The organism is Candidatus Methanoperedens sp. (assembly GCA_012026795.1).
Lineage (GTDB): Archaea > Halobacteriota > Methanosarcinia > Methanosarcinales > Methanoperedenaceae > Methanoperedens.
On record VEPM01000013.1, the window covers coordinates 33,058 to 49,929 of the forward strand.

A 16,872-nucleotide genomic window follows, 5' to 3' on the forward strand; every position below is an offset into this window, starting at 1 on the left:
CTGCGTTCATACTGATTATTATTTATGATCCTTTTACAATAGCTTTTGGTGAGCGTGCTATCTTCTTGCGCTTTGCGCCTTCAGAAGTATATCGCTGCATCGGGCCGGGGCGTTTGTGGGTGAGTTCGGCTTCGGGGACCATTATTATGTTCCCTTTTCGTCCTTTGACTCTGCCCCATTTTGTTATACCTGTTTTTCCCATGAAATTTATATCCTCCAATGATTTAGTTTGGCTTCAGAATACTTCCGTTTATTCATAAACCTTTCCCCGTTTCAACGTCATACTCATCGAAAATTTCTCCAACAAGTTCTTCCAGTATATCTTCAATGGATACTAATCCGATAACCCTCCCATTATCGTCCACTACTACTGAAATATTCATTTTCTTTTGCTGAAGTTCTTTCATGATCGGATAAATTTTGCGCCCGCCTCTTACGACCAGGGTCGGGCGCAAAACCTGACGAATTTTTATCCAGCTCAGCTCATGATCATTGAACTTCAGGAAATCTTTTGCATAAACCATCCCTGTGATATTATCAAGCGTTTCTTTATAAACAGGTATCCTTGAATGGCCGGATTCATTAATTAAAGCAAGCGCAGTATCGAGGGTATTTGATTCCTCAATGCACACTATTTTTTCAAGCGGAGTCATCACTCCTGTTGCTTTTGTGTCAGATAATTCAAAAACATTGTGTATTATCTCCCTTTCGTGTTTTTCGATCGTCCCTTCCTTTTCCCCGACTCTTAGCATCATTTTAATTTTTTCTTCTGTGACGAAGGGATGCTGCACACGTTCCTTTCCGCCAAAGCGTACGATCAGGAAGTTTATGGATTCGGTTAAAACCCAGACAAGCGGGCTTAAGATAAATATCACCGTTCGTATGGGTTTTGCTACATGCAATGCTATCGATTCGGGATGTCTTGAAGCAAGAGTTTTAGGAAAAACTTCCCCGAAAACAAGAATGAACATAGTCATGACTGCTGTAGCTATTGCGATACCACTGTTTCCAAAGGTATGAAGCGCTGCGTCTGCTGCCAGCACTGAAGCGCTGATGTTGACGATATTGTTGCCGATCAGGATCGCGGTAAGGAACTGTTCAGGATTTTCAAGCAATTCTAATATTACTGTTGCATTTTTATTCCCCGTATCTGCAAGATGCCTGATCCGTATTTTATTTATTGAGATAAGTGCTGTCTCTGAACCGGAAAAAAAAGCAGATAGTACAACCAATATCGATATAATAAAAATTTCAATTGCTAACGGGAAATCCATCAGTTATTTGACCTTTTTTCCATTTAATTTAAATAACTCTGAAACCGTATCCAAAAATCTTTCATCGTCATGTTCCGCTGCATTCCTGAGGATCTTTGTTGGTTCTGCAAGGATCTGTTTGGCAAAAGAATTTGTCATATCATCCAGGACTTCACGCTCTATATCCCCGATCGTATGTCTTGACTTAAGTTTATTTATTGCAGCTTCCCGCTCTTGTTCCCGAATTTTTTCAACTTTAGAATAAAGTGCCGAAATGATGCTGTCCGCCATCTGACGCTTATACTGTCGTTTAAGAAGAGCAAGTTCTTCTTCAATAATGAGCTCAGCTTTTTTTGCTTCAGCCCTTCGTTTATCAAGGTTTGCGTCGCTGATGCTTCTTAAACTGTCGATATTATAAAGGCTCACACCCGGCAGGTCGCCTGAACTGCTTTCGATATTCCTGGGGTTGCCAATGTCTACCAGCATGATACTCTTTTTTCGTTTTTCCAGTAGTCTTGACATTATTTCCTGTGTTAAAACAAAATGAGGTGCCTTCGTAGCGCTTATTACAACATCGGATCTGGGAATATATTCTTCCATTTCCTCATACGGCACGGCTTCACCCTGTAATTCACACGCCAGGGCCTTTGCTTTATCAAATGTCCTGTTAGCCACGTAAATAACCTTAATATCCTTATTAGCAAGCGCTTTTGCAACAAGTGTTCCCATCTCTCCTGCACCTATTACCATTACTGTTTTTCCGTCAAGCCCGCCTAACTCCTTTTCAGCCAGTTCCACTGCTGCCGAACCAATAGATACCGAACCTTTGTTTATCCCGGTCTCATTCCGGGTACGCTTTCCAACCTGTATCGACTTATTGAACGCAGTATCAAGGACCTTTCCAACGGCCCCTGCCTTCTTTGCCATCTGGAACAATTCTTTTACCTGCCCGAGGATCTGGTCTTCACCCACGATCATCGATTCAAGACCTGAAGTCAGGCGCAAAAGATGCCGGAGTGATTCTTCATGGTCTAGGAAATCAATGATCCTTGAAGAAACTTTCATGTGTTTTGCAAATTCAAAAAGTACTTTGCTTCCTTTTGGCGAAACAACATAAACTTCGACACGGTTACAGGTTTTAAGTACGGCGCATTCCTCTACAAGTTCATGTGATTTAAGATGTACCAGAAGCTGGTCTATGCCTCCATGCCATGCGCTTTCCATTTCCACAATGGTCGCTTTGGTATGAGTGATAAGCATGCTTGATATTTCGGTCATTGATTGTCCCTGTTTTTATGTTCGTTTTAACATATATGCTTTGATGCAGCAATTTTTACCTTATATGCTTTGATGCAGCAATAAATGCTTTTTGATATGATTCTTCAAATCCTTTCCAAACAACATCATCATTAATTATATTCCATAAGATCTCTTTGCGTTTTTTCCGGTCATCCACAGAGGATTTCAATATTTCCCTGATTTCATTTTGAAGCCCTGACATTTGTGCAAATTCAGGTGTTATCACTTCTTCTACTTTTTGGCGAATATATTTTGAAAGGGCAGGACTCTGGCCTGCTGTGGAAATACCTATCACAATATCGCCCCGCCTGATAACTGACGGGACTATAATATCTCCGATATCATCCACACGATTTACAAATTTTCCCTCATCTCTTGCGATTTTTGCTATTCTCTCATTAAATACAGCGTCATTGGTAGCCGGAATTACAATAAAGGCTTTTTTCAGGTAAGAGAGAATGTCTTTTTCGGTAATATCTTTAACTTTTATCGATTTTATCTTTCCCAGCTCATAAAATCTATTCAATCCTGATGTAAATTCCTTGCTTATGACAGTCACTATAGCATGTTCACAAAAAAGAGATGCTTTCCGCTCACCTACTTCTCCACCTCCAAAAATTATGACCTCTTTTTCCTTAAGGTCAAGCATAAGAGGTAAAAAATCACTCATAGCCTCACGCCTGTTTTTTTGAACTCCCTTTCGCTGAAAAGTATGCTGTAATCCTTTATGCCCGTAGCAAGAGAGATCTCTTTTGCTATTTTTTCACATTCCTCGCGCGAGTATGCATGTACCATGGTAAAAAGGTTATATTTCCAATCTGAATATCTGGGTCTTTCATAACAATGTGTAACTTCCGGAAAGCCTGCCATTATGGCTCCAAGTTCTTCCACTTTTTCATCAGGAACATTCCAGGTGCACATGGCATTAGCCGTTATTCCTATTGCCCTGTGTCCGATCGAAGCGCCAAAACGTCTTATGACACCTTCTTTTGTCATGTTGTGTACACGCTCAATAACATCTGTTTCAGAAAGCCCGACTTCTTTTGCAATATGCTTGAAGGGTTCGGATACAATTGGAATTCCATCCTGGATCGTTTTTAATAATTTCAAATCAATTTTGTCCATGTTATATCAGATGAGTTATTTTAGAAATATTCATATATATGTTCATTGTTATGTTCATTGCTTACGTGTATGGATAGGAAATAAATCAACTGAATATGTAAATGTAGATACTTTAATATGATAGATATTAAAAACGTTTTAGAAGTAATAAATGAGGTGCTTGTTTTGCCAATAGCGGTTATTACTTTTTTTCTATTGATTTATATAGTAATATATTTATGTAGGAAAGATCCTGATGTGATCAGGTCAAGAATTTTCTTAAAATATAATGAAATTAAAAAGGCTTTTATTTTGTTTGCAGCATTTGCCTTTATATTAATCTTACATGTATCTTTAATATATGTGCCACATTTTTTTTCACTGGATTATTCCTTTATTAAAGATTTACAACGGATTTTTGGATTGGTTCTTATTTTAATAATGATAACTTTTGTGTATATTATATTTGGAACTGTTCGAAAATCAAACGAAATTGTTAAATGATCAATAAATTTCTGATTGCATCATCTGTTCATCCTGATATTTATGTTCTTCCAATCATCACCAACCCCGCGAAGGGTTTCAATTGAGCCTTTGAACATCCCGCACAGGATTTTTTTAACAAAATCATTCATAGGTATTTTTTTCCCGTCAATCTCGAGAACCATTTCTATATCTTCCATATTCTTTCTCCATACCCAATATGTGAGATTCTTAATATAGTTCTGTTGTTTGACCCTTGTTCGGGAAGATTTTAGAAGTATGAAAATAATTATACGGGCCATGCAGGAATACAAAATAAGGATCCATGATCTGCCAAAGGACGAAAGACCACGCGAGCGGCTCATAAAGAATGGCGCTTCGGCATTGAGTGATTCGGAACTTCTTGCAATAATATTGAGGACAGGTTCAAAGCAGGAAAACGTCATAAACCTATCCCAGAGAATTTTAAAGGAATATAACATTAAACAGCTCTCACAGATCAATTTAAAGCAATTGATGAAAGTCCATGGGATCAAGGAAAGTAAGGCTGCACAGATCGCAGCCTGTTTTGAGATCGCTCGGCGCCTGGAATCTTTCAAAGATGAGGACAAGCAAAAGATCAACTCCCCTGAAGATGTTTACAGGCGGATATATCCAAAAATAAGGGAGCAAAAAAAGGAACTTTTCATCGAAATTTGTCTTGATACAAAGAACCAGATCATCAAAGAGGAGACTATTTCGATAGGTTCTTTAAATGCCAATATCGTTCATCCAAGAGAGGTTTTCAAGCTTGCACTGGCAGAATCCGCAGCGCATATAATTGTGGTTCATAATCATCCGTCCGGGGATCCGACGCCAAGCCGGGAGGACATTGAAATTACAAAGAAACTCGTTGAGACCGGGAATATAATGGGGATCACTCTTCTTGACCATGTGATAATCGGGGATGGAAGGCATTTCAGCATGAAAGAAGCCGGGCATATATAGGGAAATGAATATGGCATATTCTGCAATTATCCTTGCCGGAGGAAAAGGAAAACGTATGGGTTACCGGGAAAAGGCTCTTATGGCCATTAATGGTAAACCCCTTATCAGCTATGTTATCGAGAGCCTTGAAAAGGCTGTTGACAGCATTATAATTTCCGTTCGTGATAAAGCACAGGGAAAAATGCTGGATTCAGTGTTGCCAGGATACACTTACGCATTTGATGAATATGAAAACACAGGTCCTCTTGCGGGAATACTTTCAGGGCTTACGATTTGCAAAGATGAATTTTGTTTTATCGCTGCATGCGACATGCCTTTTATAAATGAAAATGTAATAAAGCTGCTTTTTAAGTCCTGTGAGAATCACGATGCAGCCATCCCGCGCTGGGAAGATGGTTTTCTTGAACCCCTGCATTCTGTCTATAAATGCAAACCCATGATATTTGAGACAAATAAAGCTATCAGGAAGGGAGAGAAAATAGTTCTTGCTCCGATTCGAAAATTAAAGGTCAATTATGTGGAAATGGAAGATATCAGGAAAATCGACACGAATTTAAGAACATTTATCAATATCAATACCCCAGAAGAGATGGATATAATTAAAAATTTATCCTCTTAACTTACTAAAATATATCATCTTAACCAAATAAATAATCTTAGCAATGTATACGAAAAATTATCCTGCACTTGATCTGAAATGCGGTGTACAGCATGAAAAAATCCATACAGTAGCTATAGAGAGTACGATTGAGATTTTCATAAATAAAATTCCGATCGCCTCAATACTTGCTACACCTGAAATGATAAAAGAGCTTGCTATCGGGTATCTTATATGCGAAGGACTTGTAAAAGATCCGGATAGCATAAAAGATTTTAAAATGGACGGGAACAGGATATATGCCGCAATAGAAGAGAACGAGCATATTGAAATCTGGCGTGAATTAAGGTCATCGGGCTGCGTTGGTGTACGATGGGAAGAAAATGAAAATATCTCCGTTAATTCCGATGCAAAATTCAGCATGGATATAATTGGGAAAAGTCTCAGATTCCTGGAATCTGATATATACAGGGAAACGCGGGGGACACATGCAGCCTGCCTTATGAATGCCAGGGGTGAATGCGTGGCAAAAGCGATAGATGTGGGAAGACATAACGCTTTTGACAAGGTCGTAGGATATGCATATATGAATGGGATTGATGTAAGGGAGCATTTCATCATATCAACCGGACGCCAGTCTGCAGGAATGATATTAAAAGCCGCAAGGGCCGGGATTCCCCTTGTTGCCACAAAAACCGCACCGCTTAATTCAGGCATTGATGCTGCCCTTCAGACCGGTGTTTGCCTTGTTTGTTTTGTTTCGAATGATAAAATGTCAGTTTTTTCACACTATGGGAGGCTTTTATTCCACCTGTAATTTGTATCGTGGGAAGCAGCAAAACCGGAAAAACAAGGTTAATGGAAGAATTGATAAAAGAATTGAAAGTCCGGGGTCTGCGGGTAGGCACCTTAAAATATCACAAACATGGTGATTTTGAAATGGATGTTGAGGGCAAGGATACATGGAAATATGCCCTGGCCGGGGCTGATACTGTTGCTATATCCTCATCTGTGAAATTTGCACTTATCAAAAATGAAAATGTCACGACTGATATTGATGAGATTTGTAAAAACTATTTTGGCGACACGGATGTTGTTCTGGCAGACGGGTTCACTCAATCCGATAAGCCACGGATAATCGTAGTGGAAAAAGAGAGGGATGCAACAATTTTCGAACGCGGATGCAGGGTTATAGCGGTTACGGATGAAAAAATCAACGATATGGATATTATTATAGAAAAAGTGCTTGAATTCCTGGATCGTACAGAGTCAAAATAATATATATTATTCAGGTTCATTTAAGGTTTAACAGATCAACAATTCAGCGATTTCTGATTTCTATACCACTCGATCGTGTTCTTCAGACCTTTATTCATATCATATTCCGGTTTAAACCCGATCTTACTTATTTCTGTAATATCAGCAACGCTATGCTTGATATCCCCGCTTCTTTCTTTTTCATGTATGATAGTTGATTTTGATCCTGTTTGCTTTATAATCTTTTCTGCTATTTCATTAATTGAAGTGGCAATGCCATTAGCAACATTAAATGTCTTCCCGTCTCCCTTTGACATCACTAATTCATTTGCATGAACAACATCATTGACAAAAACAAAATCACGCGTCTGCATTCCATCACCATAAATCCGGATTTCCTGATTCTTCAAAGCCCTTTGTAAAAATATGGGGATTGCAGCAGCATATGGCGATGTCGGGTCCTGTCTGGGGCCGTAAACGTTAAAATAGCGCAAGGAAGTGGTTTTTAATCCATATTCTTCAAAATATATTCTTGCAGCATATTCACAATCAAGCTTTGAAATGGCATAAGGAGATTTTGGAACAGGGATCATACTCTCTTTTTTGGGAAGCAACGGCGAGTCACCATAAACTGCTGCCGATGATGCAAGGATCACTTTTTTGACATTTCCGGATATGGCTGCCTCCAGGATATTGAATGTGCCTATAGTATTGATCTCAATTGTCCTGGCAGGATCTTTCATGCTCTCAACAACAGAAACAAGAGCAGCTTCATGGAAAATGTAATCAATGCCTGTTATTGCTTTTTCCAGCAATTCCCTGTTCCTGACATCCCCTTCTATCAATTCAAAGTTATTATTTTCTAAAAAAGGAGAAATATTTCCTTTCTTGGTATTGATATCATAGGTCGGGTCAAAATTATCAAGGCAGATTGTTTCATATCCGCATTCAAGCAAATGCCGGATGATATGTGAACCGATGAACCCGGCTCCACCTGTTACAAGACATTTCATTGCTGTTAAAGATGGAGTGGATATTATTTATATATAATCTTTGAAACTGTTTGGATCTGAACATAGTAGAATAATATTAATATGCGTATGCTCTCAGTAATTGCCTGAAAAAATATGAGGATAGAAAATGAGTTCAAAAAAAAGGAATACTAAATTAAAGAAAGCCGAAAAGAAATCTTCTGTTATTTCAAGTATTTATGTTGTAATCGGTATATTCATACTTCTTGTCCTGGTTTATTATTTTATCCCGCAGGGAAGCGATAAATGGGCTGTGAGTGATAAAGGAATTCTCTCGTATCCTGAAAACAGGGGCAAGGTTGATGTCAAAATCCTGGAAACCGAACCAGGACCTGATTATATTCTCAAAAACATTTCTTTCTCGAGCAAGGATTATAATGTCGAAGGACTCCTTCGCATTCCTGTTGCAGGAAAAAAAGTACCAGGAGTTGTGATCCTGCCCGGAGCAACTGTCCCGAAGGAAGGAACACAAACTCTTGCCGATATTTTTTCCAGTATGGGATATGCAAACATCGGTATCGAGCAGCGAAACCGTGGTGGGGTGGATACGAATTATGATTATGGTCTCTGGAAAAAGGAATTAGAACCTGTAGAACATAAAATGGTATTTGATGCTCTGCGGGCTGTGGATGTGTTAAGGCAGGAGCCGTCGATCGACCCTGATAGGATAGCAATCGTGGGTGAAAGCAATGGAGGGCGCTTTGCGATAATTGCAACGGCAATTGACCCTGGAATTTCCGGGGTGATCGGGATCAGCACAAGCGGTTATGACATCGAGTCACAAATTAATGATATCAGGGATGAGAATATCATAAGATTCTTTCGCTCAATTGATCCTGGAACCTATCTTGGGTTTATTCCCCCAAGAAAATTTGTGATGATCCATTCTGTAAATGACACAATCATTCCTGTACAGCTTGCCCGGAAGACATTTGAGAAAGCTAACGAGCCAAAGCAGTTTTACACTGTAACCACCGGAACCCACGGATACAGCGAAGGAATGAAAGAGCCGCTGGAGAATGAATTAAAGAGTATGTTCAAGGAGTGAACTGCTCCCCGCTAAAGCTGGGGAGCTTCCTGCTTCATTGCTTCTTTATTGAGATTGCTCAGGCAGGCTTGAAATTTCTGCTTTGGACTTTGTTAAATTAATTAACTGTGACCATCCTGCATCGTATATGGATTTAGCAAGATGATGATTCTGTAACATGTTTTGTACTTGTAAATCCTCAAATACAATATGATCATATTTCTTAACAAGATTTTTACTTAATTTTTGATTGAAATCCTTCCTTTGATTCCTGATTCTTCGATGTACTTTTGCTACTATGATTCTCTGATTATCCCGGTTCTTTGAACGAAGTTTCTTTTTTGATAGATGTATCTGTTCCCTTGATAGTCTTTTTTCAGATGCTCTTAGAAATTCAGGTGGTTCTATCTGTGTCCCATTGCTCATTGTTACTATGGAACTCAATCCGACATCAATTCCTGTTTTGGTCTTGATCTCAACAGGTATTACGGGTATATCGATTTCACAGGAAAAAGTAACATACCATTGGTCAATATCCTTCTTGATCGTACAGGTCTTGATCGTTCCTTCGATTGCTCGATGTAATATGATCTTGATAGCTCCGATTTTCGATAGGTTGGGTTTCCCGTCTTTAAATCCAAAGCCGGATTGTGGATATGTGAAACTATTATACCTATTCCTTCCCTGAAATCGAGGATAACCGAAGCCATTAAAGAAATTCTTGAAACTTCTGTCCACCCGTTTCAGGACATTTTGGAGAACTTGGGAGAATACATTTTTCTGGAAGTCTGTCTTTGATCCTGACAGGCTATTAGCCTGATCATAATAATTTAACCATTATAGTTTTCCCCAGGGAGTTATACTAAATGTTCTTTCCAGTTCGTTAAGTTCTGCTTGCCTCTTTCGTTCTTATAGAGAATCATTATAGAGGTGTCTGCATGTAGAAAGTGTTCTATTCAGGGTTACTTCTTGGTTTTTAGTAGGGTATATTCTGAATTGAAACGTTTTCTTCATACTTACTCTGAACAATCTTTATATGTCTTTGATACTATATATCAGTATGCCTAACCCTTAAATCTTATTCTGAACAAATACTTTTTTGGGTTAGGTATTACAATTTCAAGGGGTACGATTCATCTCAACTCTAAAGATATCGAGTTTTCTCTACACCTTGACCCCGACGCTATAAGTATAAATGCGCTTTTGCGCTGGCAGCGATAAAATCACGCACAAGCTTTGCGCCAAGTACTGCCGTCCCACCTGAATCATAAGCAGGGGCGATCTCGACAAGGTCAAAACCCACAATCTGGGGTGCAAGGCATGATATTACATCCCTGACATCACGCGGTGTTATCCCGTACGGCTCCGGGGTGCCAAGAGCAGGCGCATAAGCAGGATCGATCGCATCCATATCTATAGACAAATAAACAGGCCCCCTGATATAATCGCGAAATTCTGAAACAGTTTTTTCAATGCCGTTTGAATAAACATCTTCCGCCGTGAACATATTTATTTTATTTTCACGGACATACTCATATTCTTCCCGGGTTCCGCTCCTTATCCCTATTGAAACATATTTATGTGTCAAATCATCAATGACATGCTTTGATATGCATGCATGGCTGTTCTTCTCACCGTGAAATTCATCTCTCAGATCCATATGCGCATCAAGGACCACGAATCCCAGTTCCGGATATTTATTTTTACAGGCTTTTACAAACGGGTATGAAAGGGAATGTTCCCCTCCAAGCATTACAGGGATCTTCCCGTCGCTGACATATTTATCTGCATATTTTGAAATCACAGAAAGCGTATCATCGATATTTTCAGCCACTTCAAGGTTGCCAGCATCATGGATGTCCGCATCTGTAAGGTCAAAACCAAAAAAACTGCTATAAGTCTCAAAGTTATATGATGCTGCCCTCATTTCGTCAGGCGCAAACCTGCTCCCGAGCCTGAAACTTGAGGTACCGTCAAACGGCACCCCGCAAATCACGTAACGGGCTTTTTCGTAATCGGAATCGGCATCAGCAAAAAAAGCCTGATGCATTTAAGTACGGATGTCTATTTTCATTTTACCCATGGCGACCAGATATGAAACATCTTTTCCAGCTTCAATCAGTCCCTTATATTCTTCGGGTATTTTGAGTTCCAGTGTGGAATAGTCGGCGTTATCCATTATCTGGCATATATCGCCTTTTATAGCCAAGACCTGTCCATTCTTCCTTTCTACGACAGGGACATACGTCTTATCCGTAACTGGCTGCACGATTGAGCGTTTTGTACCGTCAAAAATACCTATGGCATCGATCCTTGCTTTTGCCGAGCCATGTTTTCCCGTTTTTGCATGAGAAATGCTTTTGATGACACAGGGTTCATCATCAATTAAGACATATTTTCCTTCTTTTAATGTCCGAACTTCAACTTGATCCTTCATTGTTAATCTCCTTTCCTCATGATAGCTTCTTATATATTAAACCTTTCTAAAAGTATATATTTATTTTTATTAGTATATTCATACTCTTGAGACTTAAATAACATAACTATATCACTTTTAAGTATTATTAAGCCGGATAATGTCGCAGTTTGACTCTAAATTCTATGATTTTTTCACGCATCCCGATAGCCCCGAACCAATGGTAACACTTGCAAAAAAGTATGGCTATTCAGGAATAGTTGTTACGAACCTGAAAGTCAATGACATAATTCTTCCGGATGATTTTTCCATATACAAAGGTGTCGAGATCAGGACAAAGTCATCAAGGATCAGGGAAGAAATAAAGAAATATAGGGACTCAAATATTATTTCCATAGTCAGGGGGGGAGAAGAAGACATAAATCGTGCATCTCTTGAATCAGATGGTCTTGACATACTTTTACAGCCATCTGAATTTAATAACGTACTTGCTAAAGCTGCGAGTGATAATTCCATAGCTATCGGATTCAATCTTGGTTTACTCATCAGGCAAAGAGGAGATGCGCGGATAAAGGAATTAAAGAATATGAGGATAATTCTTAAACATGCAAGGAAATACAAGCTCAAAATGATCCTCACAAGTGATTCCGGTTCAATCTATGATCTTCGCTCCCCCAGGGAAATGGTTGCAATTTCAAGCCTTTTCGGGATGACACCTTCCGAAGCTATTGATGCAATGAGTGCGACACCGGAAAGCATACTTCGAAGAAAAAGCCCCGATTATATTAAGGAAGGCATCGAAATAATATGAAAACCATGCCCACCCTGCGTGATAAAAAGAGATATATCGCATTTGAAATAAACTCAGAGAAGGTGATAACCCGACAGGAACTTGTCAGGGAGATATCGAATTCTGTAATCTCTTTGTTCGGGGATAAAGGAGCAAGTGAAATTAACCCTTCGCTCATGTCATTTGAAGGAAGATCCGGGATTCTTCGCTGCAACCGTGAAAAAACAAATGAAACAAGGGCGGCCCTTGCCTGCATAAATAATATTCACGGAACGCTCGTTTCTATTCATGTCCTTGGCATATCCGGCAGTATTAAAGGCGCAACGGAAAAGTTTATACAACAATCACTCGTTAAAGAGTCAGAACCCGAAAAAAGGATAAAGAAATAAAGAATATAAGTAATTACGGTTTTTCATATATAAGGAGATGATATAATGCAAATGGCACCACAAATGGGATATGACAGGGCAATCACTGTTTTTAGTCCTGATGGAAGATTATTTCAGGTAGAATATGCTCGCGAAGCAGTTAAACGCGGAACAACGGCAGTTGGAGTAAAGGCCGTTGATGGGGTGGCACTTCTGGTCGATAAGCGTGTTACGAGTAAATTACTTGAAGCTGAATCAATTGAAAAAATATTCCAGATCGATGATCATATAGGAGCTGCCACATCAGGTCTTGTTGCAGACGCCAGGGCTCTCATTGATCGCGCCCGCGTTGAAGCCCAGATAAATAAAGTTACTTATGATGAACTCATAGGCGTTGAGGTTCTCTCAAAGAAAATATGCGACTTCAAACAATCATATACACAATACGGTGGTGTCAGGCCTTTCGGGACAGCTCTCCTTATCGCAGGTGTTGATGACCATCGTGCGCGCCTTTTTGAAACAGACCCAAGCGGCGCCCTGCTTGAATATAAGGCCACAAGCATTGGTTCGGGAAGAACAGAGACCATGGAGGTCTTCGAGAAGAAATATACAGATGATATAAAGCTGGAAGATGCAATTATCCTTGGCCTGGATGCACTTCACAGCACGACTGAGGGAGTTTTTAACGCTTCTACTATCGAAGTCGGTATAATAGAACTTTCAACCAGGAAATTCAGGAAACTCACCCCGGCGGAAGTGGAGAAATATGTGGAACGGGTAATAAAGATGCACGCTTCTGAAACCAGGGGAAAGGATAAGAAAAAGAAGACAGAAGAGTGAGGAAAATATGGTCACTCTTGATGAGTCCATAATTGCGCGTCTTAAGACACATGGAAAAACTTTTGAGGTTTTTGTAGAACCTGAGGGAGCACTGGCATATAAAAAAGGCGACCCTGTGAAGATCGAGAATATCCTGGCAGTGGAAGAAGTCTTCGAAGATGCTAAGAATGGTGACAGGCCAAATGAACAGGACGTTATTAATGCTTTCGGGACGACCGATGCATTGAAGATCGCTGAAAAAATAATCACGGATGGAGAGCTTCATCTTACAACCGAACAGAAAAAGAAGATACAGGATGAAAAAAGGCATCGTGTAATAAGCATCATTGCGACCAATGCCATCAATCCCCAGACAAAAGGTCCGCATCCGCCAGCACGCATTGAAGCTGCCATGAATGAAGCTGGTGTGCATATCGACCCGATGAAAAACGTGGATGAACTTGTAGAGATCGCGATGAAAGCGATAAGACCTATTATCCCGATACGATTTGAGGAAGTAAAGATCGCTATTAAGCTTCCGGCAGAATACGCTGTAAAATCCTATGGAAGCGTTGCAGGATTTGGAACCCTGACAAAGCAGGAATGGCAAAATGACGGTTCCTGGATCGGTGTTTTAACTATTCCGGCAGGAAGACAGGATGAATTGTACAGCCTCCTGAACCGGGTGACAAAAGGGAGTGCGGAAACAAAGTTCTTAAAGTGATGTAAATGGATAAAAAATTAGTAATTCCGGGTGAATTCTTATCAGATGATATAAAGCTTGCTGATGAGGGTACATATGTTGAAGATAATAAAGTATTTTCATCTGTCTTTGGTATAGCATCATTGAAAAACCATATCAAAGTCGTGCCGCTGTCAGGAAAATATATACCCAGACATGGCGACCTTATTATAGGCATAATAAGCGAAGTCTCTTTTTCGAACTGGATAGTTGATATCCGGTCCCCTTATGAGGGTTTATTGCATATATCCGAATTTCCAAGACGAATAGATAACTCCGAAATGTCAAAATATCTTAAAGTCGGCGATTCAATAATGACGCTTGTTAAGGACGTTGACCAGAGCATGAAGGTCGAACTTACATTGAATGACCAGAGACTGAGGCAGATAAAAGACGGCCGTGTCATTGAAGTAACACCTTCCAAGGTGCCAAGATTAATAGGCAGAAGCGGCTCGATGATCGCTATGCTGAAAAATGAGACTAACTGCAATATATTTATCGGGCAAAATGGCAGGGTATGGCTTACAGGTAAAGATAAGAATCTCGATCTTGCAGTACGGACGATCCAGAAGATCGAAAAAGAATCTCATATTCCGGGTTTGACAGACAGGATAGTTAACTTCCTGAAAGAAGCAAAAGGGATACCAGTCAAACAACAGGTAAAAAAGAAAACGAAAAAAGAAGAGGACAGGTGGCACGAACAGGAACCTGCAGAGGAAACTGTCGATGAAAAGATGACAGAAGAAACGGTCATGGAAGATGCAGAAGAACCTGAGAACGTTGAAGAGAATAAATCCGGCGGGATTCTGGATGAACTGCTGGATAAATAATATGTCTTGTATAAAATTATAAGGAACGAGGAAGAAAGAGAAGAGGAATCATATGGTAAAACCAGAAAAGTTAATTGAAAACGGTATTCGCCTTGATGGCAGAAAACCAGATGAAATAAGACCCATCAAAATAAAGGTGGGCGTTTTGAACAGGGCTGACGGTTCATGTTATTTTGAATTCGGAGGAAACAAGGTAATTGCAGCAGTATACGGGCCGCGGGAAGTACATCCCCGGCACCAGCAGAAATCAACAAGCGCAGTTGTTCGGTACAGGTATAATATGGCATCGTTCTCGGTTGAAGAACGAAAACGTCCCGGACCTGACAGGAGAAGCATTGAAGTCTCAAAGGTGAGCAGGGAAGCCCTCGAACCTGTTATCTTCCAGGAATATTTTCCCCGTTCAGCCATAGATATCTTCGTAGAAGTCCTCCAGGCTGATGCAGGTACAAGGACGGCAGGAATTAATGCCGCATCCATAGCTCTTGCAGATGCGGGCATACCAATGAGAAGCCTGGTTTCGGCCTGCGCGGTTGGTAAGATCGATGATACCCTTGTTCTTGACCTGAATAAAGATGAAGACAACTATGGGCAGGCTGATATGCCAATTGCCATGACCCCGGATGGGAAGATCACACTATTGCAGATGGACGGTCATCTTACCAGGGACGAATTCAGGGAAGGTCTTGAAATGGCAAAGAAAGGATGTCTTGAGATAGCGCAATTGCAAAGAACCGCACTTATGGAAAAATATTCCCCCCTGATAGAAGGTGAAGTCAATGAGTAATGAAATAATGTCGGAGCTTCGTAAAGATTATATTTATAATCTGATGATCAAAGGGGAAAGAGAGGATGGGCGAAAATTTGATGAGTACAGGGAGATAACAATTGATACAAATGTTATTGAAAAGGCAGAGGGCTCCGCACGCGTCAAACTCGGGGATACACATGTGGTTGTCGGCGTTAAGATCCAGCCCGGCGCGCCTTTTCCTGACACGCCCGACAAAGGGGTGATCATTACAAATCTTGAACTTATCCCTCTTGCTTCACCTGTATTTGAATCAGGCCCTCCGAGGGAAGATGCCATAGAACTTGCCAGGGTAGTTGACAGGGGCATCCGTGAATCAGAGTCTATTGATCTTTCAAAGCTGTGTATAACACCTGGAGAAAAAGTATGGATGGTTTTCATTGATGTTCATGTCCTTGATGATGGAGGGAACATTATGGATGCTGCATCCCTGGGAGCCATAGCGGCTTTAATGACAGCAAAATTACCGGCACAAAGATTTGGTGTGGGAGAAGACACGCCTGTTCCCATGAGGGACGTACCTGTTGCCGTAACTGCGGTTGAGATCGGCGGAGCCATTATGCTTGACCCTTCACTTGATGAACAAAGCATATCAGGAACAAAACTGACCGTAATTTCCAACCAGGATGGCGGATTATCAGGCATGCAAAAGAGCGGTGTTTCGCCACTTACAAGTGAACAGATAAATTATATAGTGGATATTTCAATTGAGAAGGCAAAAGAATTAAGAGAAAAATTCCTGGAGATATAATCATGGCAAAAATCAGCTCAAAAGGACATAAATCAAGATCTGCCGGAAGATTTGGAACAAGATACGGAACAAAGGCCAGAAAAATTATTGGCGATACTGAAGAGAAAATGCGGGCCGAATACACATGTTCCAAATGCGGCGCAAAGAAAATAGCAAGGATTGGTACAGGAATATGGCAGTGCTCCAAATGTGAACACACATTCGCCGGAGGCTCATATGTTCCACAAAGTCCTGCTCATACAACAGTCTTAAGAGCAGTTCAGGGTGTAAAAGCTGAAATTAATAAACAATTAGATTCAGCAAGATAAGGAT

24 protein-coding genes are annotated in these 16,872 nt (G+C 40.3%); 14 read left to right on the plus strand and 10 right to left on the minus strand.

All coding sequences use genetic code 11. The features are described from left to right. Positions 1-22 precede the first annotated feature (22 nt). The 5 genes from FIB07_07400 to FIB07_07420 are packed head-to-tail and all read right to left on the minus strand — an operon-like array spanning position 23 to position 3,677. Positions 23-202, minus strand: a complete 180-nt coding sequence (locus FIB07_07400) for a hypothetical protein (protein ID NJD52678.1) — start codon at positions 200-202, stop codon at positions 23-25. Positions 203-254: 52 nt separating this feature from the next. Next, on the minus strand, positions 255-1,274 hold the full coding sequence (locus FIB07_07405) for an HlyC/CorC family transporter (GenBank protein NJD52679.1): 1,020 nt from the start codon (positions 1,272-1,274) through the stop codon (positions 255-257). 3 nt (positions 1,275-1,277) lie between these two features. Further along, positions 1,278-2,531, minus strand: a complete 1,254-nt coding sequence (locus tag FIB07_07410) for a glutamyl-tRNA reductase (GenBank protein NJD52680.1) — start codon at positions 2,529-2,531, stop codon at positions 1,278-1,280. Between the two features lie 55 nt (positions 2,532-2,586). Continuing rightward, entirely contained in the window at positions 2,587-3,222 is a 636-nt protein-coding gene (locus FIB07_07415) for a bifunctional precorrin-2 dehydrogenase/sirohydrochlorin ferrochelatase (GenBank protein ID NJD52681.1), read from the minus strand. Next, complete coding sequence (locus tag FIB07_07420) at positions 3,219-3,677, minus strand: Lrp/AsnC family transcriptional regulator (GenBank protein ID NJD52682.1); 459 nt, start codon at positions 3,675-3,677, stop codon at positions 3,219-3,221. The genes FIB07_07415 and FIB07_07420 overlap by 4 nt, the downstream gene beginning before the upstream one ends. 117 nt (positions 3,678-3,794) lie before the next feature. On the opposite strand from FIB07_07420, the gene FIB07_07425 reads away from it, so the two are divergent. The 5 genes from FIB07_07425 (at position 3,795) to mobB (ending at position 7,002) form a co-directional block, all read left to right on the plus strand. Beyond that, positions 3,795-4,160 carry a hypothetical protein gene (locus FIB07_07425; protein NJD52683.1) on the plus strand — a complete coding sequence of 122 codons (366 nt, stop codon included), beginning with the start codon at positions 3,795-3,797 and terminating at the stop codon, positions 4,158-4,160. Positions 4,161-4,439: 279 nt separating this feature from the next. Beyond that, positions 4,440-5,126 (plus strand): JAB domain-containing protein, encoded by a 687-nt coding sequence (locus FIB07_07430; protein NJD52684.1) that lies wholly within the window; start codon positions 4,440-4,442, stop codon positions 5,124-5,126. A gap of 4 nt (positions 5,127-5,130) precedes the next feature. Next, positions 5,131-5,745 carry a molybdenum cofactor guanylyltransferase gene (locus tag FIB07_07435; protein NJD52685.1) on the plus strand — a complete coding sequence of 205 codons (615 nt, stop codon included), beginning with the start codon at positions 5,131-5,133 and terminating at the stop codon, positions 5,743-5,745. A 43-nt stretch (positions 5,746-5,788) separates the two neighbouring features. After that, the gene (gene fdhD, locus FIB07_07440) at positions 5,789-6,541 is read left to right on the plus strand and encodes a formate dehydrogenase accessory sulfurtransferase FdhD (GenBank protein NJD52686.1); all 753 of its coding nucleotides are present in this window, start codon (positions 5,789-5,791) and stop codon (positions 6,539-6,541) included. 8 nt (positions 6,542-6,549) lie between these two features. After that, positions 6,550-7,002, plus strand: coding sequence for a molybdopterin-guanine dinucleotide biosynthesis protein B (gene mobB / locus FIB07_07445; protein NJD52687.1), 453 nt, complete (start codon positions 6,550-6,552; stop codon positions 7,000-7,002). A 35-nt stretch (positions 7,003-7,037) separates the two neighbouring features. On the opposite strand, the gene FIB07_07450 is transcribed toward mobB, so the two are convergent. Next, positions 7,038-7,994 carry an SDR family oxidoreductase gene (locus FIB07_07450; protein NJD52688.1) on the minus strand — a complete coding sequence of 319 codons (957 nt, stop codon included), beginning with the start codon at positions 7,992-7,994 and terminating at the stop codon, positions 7,038-7,040. A 127-nt stretch (positions 7,995-8,121) separates the two neighbouring features. Here FIB07_07450 and FIB07_07455 point away from each other — a divergent pair, with 127 nt between their 5' ends. Beyond that, complete coding sequence (locus FIB07_07455) at positions 8,122-9,060, plus strand: alpha/beta hydrolase (protein ID NJD52689.1); 939 nt, start codon at positions 8,122-8,124, stop codon at positions 9,058-9,060. 45 nt (positions 9,061-9,105) lie between these two features. Here FIB07_07455 and FIB07_07460 read toward each other — a convergent pair whose 3' ends face one another. From FIB07_07460 to FIB07_07475, 4 genes are all read right to left on the minus strand, one after another. Continuing rightward, positions 9,106-9,846: an IS200/IS605 family element transposase accessory protein TnpB gene (locus FIB07_07460; protein ID NJD52690.1), complete on the minus strand. Its 741-nt coding sequence runs from the start codon at positions 9,844-9,846 to the stop codon at positions 9,106-9,108. A 102-nt stretch (positions 9,847-9,948) separates the two neighbouring features. Further along, a complete protein-coding gene (locus tag FIB07_07465; GenBank protein ID NJD52691.1) occupies positions 9,949-10,053 on the minus strand; it encodes a hypothetical protein in 105 nt (34 codons plus the stop codon). Between the two features lie 169 nt (positions 10,054-10,222). Then, positions 10,223-11,089 carry an agmatinase gene (gene speB, locus FIB07_07470; protein ID NJD52692.1) on the minus strand — a complete coding sequence of 289 codons (867 nt, stop codon included), beginning with the start codon at positions 11,087-11,089 and terminating at the stop codon, positions 10,223-10,225. Then, positions 11,090-11,476, minus strand: coding sequence for a translation initiation factor IF-5A (locus FIB07_07475; protein NJD52693.1), 387 nt, complete (start codon positions 11,474-11,476; stop codon positions 11,090-11,092). It abuts the gene before it with no gap. 139 nt (positions 11,477-11,615) lie between these two features. Here FIB07_07475 and FIB07_07480 point away from each other — a divergent pair, with 139 nt between their 5' ends. Genes FIB07_07480 through FIB07_07515 form a run of 8 tightly spaced genes read left to right on the plus strand, consistent with a single transcriptional unit; the run spans position 11,616 to position 16,868 of the window. Continuing rightward, on the plus strand, positions 11,616-12,266 hold the full coding sequence (locus FIB07_07480) for a ribonuclease P protein component 3 (GenBank protein NJD52694.1): 651 nt from the start codon (positions 11,616-11,618) through the stop codon (positions 12,264-12,266). Continuing rightward, positions 12,263-12,634 carry a ribonuclease P gene (locus FIB07_07485; GenBank protein ID NJD52695.1) on the plus strand — a complete coding sequence of 124 codons (372 nt, stop codon included), beginning with the start codon at positions 12,263-12,265 and terminating at the stop codon, positions 12,632-12,634. The genes FIB07_07480 and FIB07_07485 overlap by 4 nt, the downstream gene beginning before the upstream one ends. A 45-nt stretch (positions 12,635-12,679) precedes the next feature. Next, positions 12,680-13,453, plus strand: coding sequence for an archaeal proteasome endopeptidase complex subunit alpha (gene psmA / locus FIB07_07490; GenBank protein ID NJD52696.1), 774 nt, complete (start codon positions 12,680-12,682; stop codon positions 13,451-13,453). Between the two features lie 7 nt (positions 13,454-13,460). Further along, on the plus strand, positions 13,461-14,156 hold the full coding sequence (locus FIB07_07495) for a ribosome assembly factor SBDS (protein NJD52697.1): 696 nt from the start codon (positions 13,461-13,463) through the stop codon (positions 14,154-14,156). A gap of 5 nt (positions 14,157-14,161) precedes the next feature. After that, a complete protein-coding gene (locus tag FIB07_07500; protein NJD52698.1) occupies positions 14,162-15,004 on the plus strand; it encodes a S1 RNA-binding domain-containing protein in 843 nt (280 codons plus the stop codon). Positions 15,005-15,056: 52 nt separating this feature from the next. After that, positions 15,057-15,788 (plus strand): exosome complex exonuclease Rrp41, encoded by a 732-nt coding sequence (locus FIB07_07505; GenBank protein ID NJD52699.1) that lies wholly within the window; start codon positions 15,057-15,059, stop codon positions 15,786-15,788. Then, the gene (locus tag FIB07_07510) at positions 15,781-16,560 is read left to right on the plus strand and encodes an exosome complex protein Rrp42 (protein ID NJD52700.1); all 780 of its coding nucleotides are present in this window, start codon (positions 15,781-15,783) and stop codon (positions 16,558-16,560) included. Before FIB07_07505 ends, FIB07_07510 begins: the two co-directional genes overlap by 8 nt. Beyond that, complete coding sequence (locus FIB07_07515; GenBank protein NJD52701.1) at positions 16,560-16,868, plus strand: 50S ribosomal protein L37ae; 309 nt, start codon at positions 16,560-16,562, stop codon at positions 16,866-16,868. The genes FIB07_07510 and FIB07_07515 overlap by 1 nt, the downstream gene beginning before the upstream one ends. Positions 16,869-16,872: the final 4 nt, after the last annotated feature.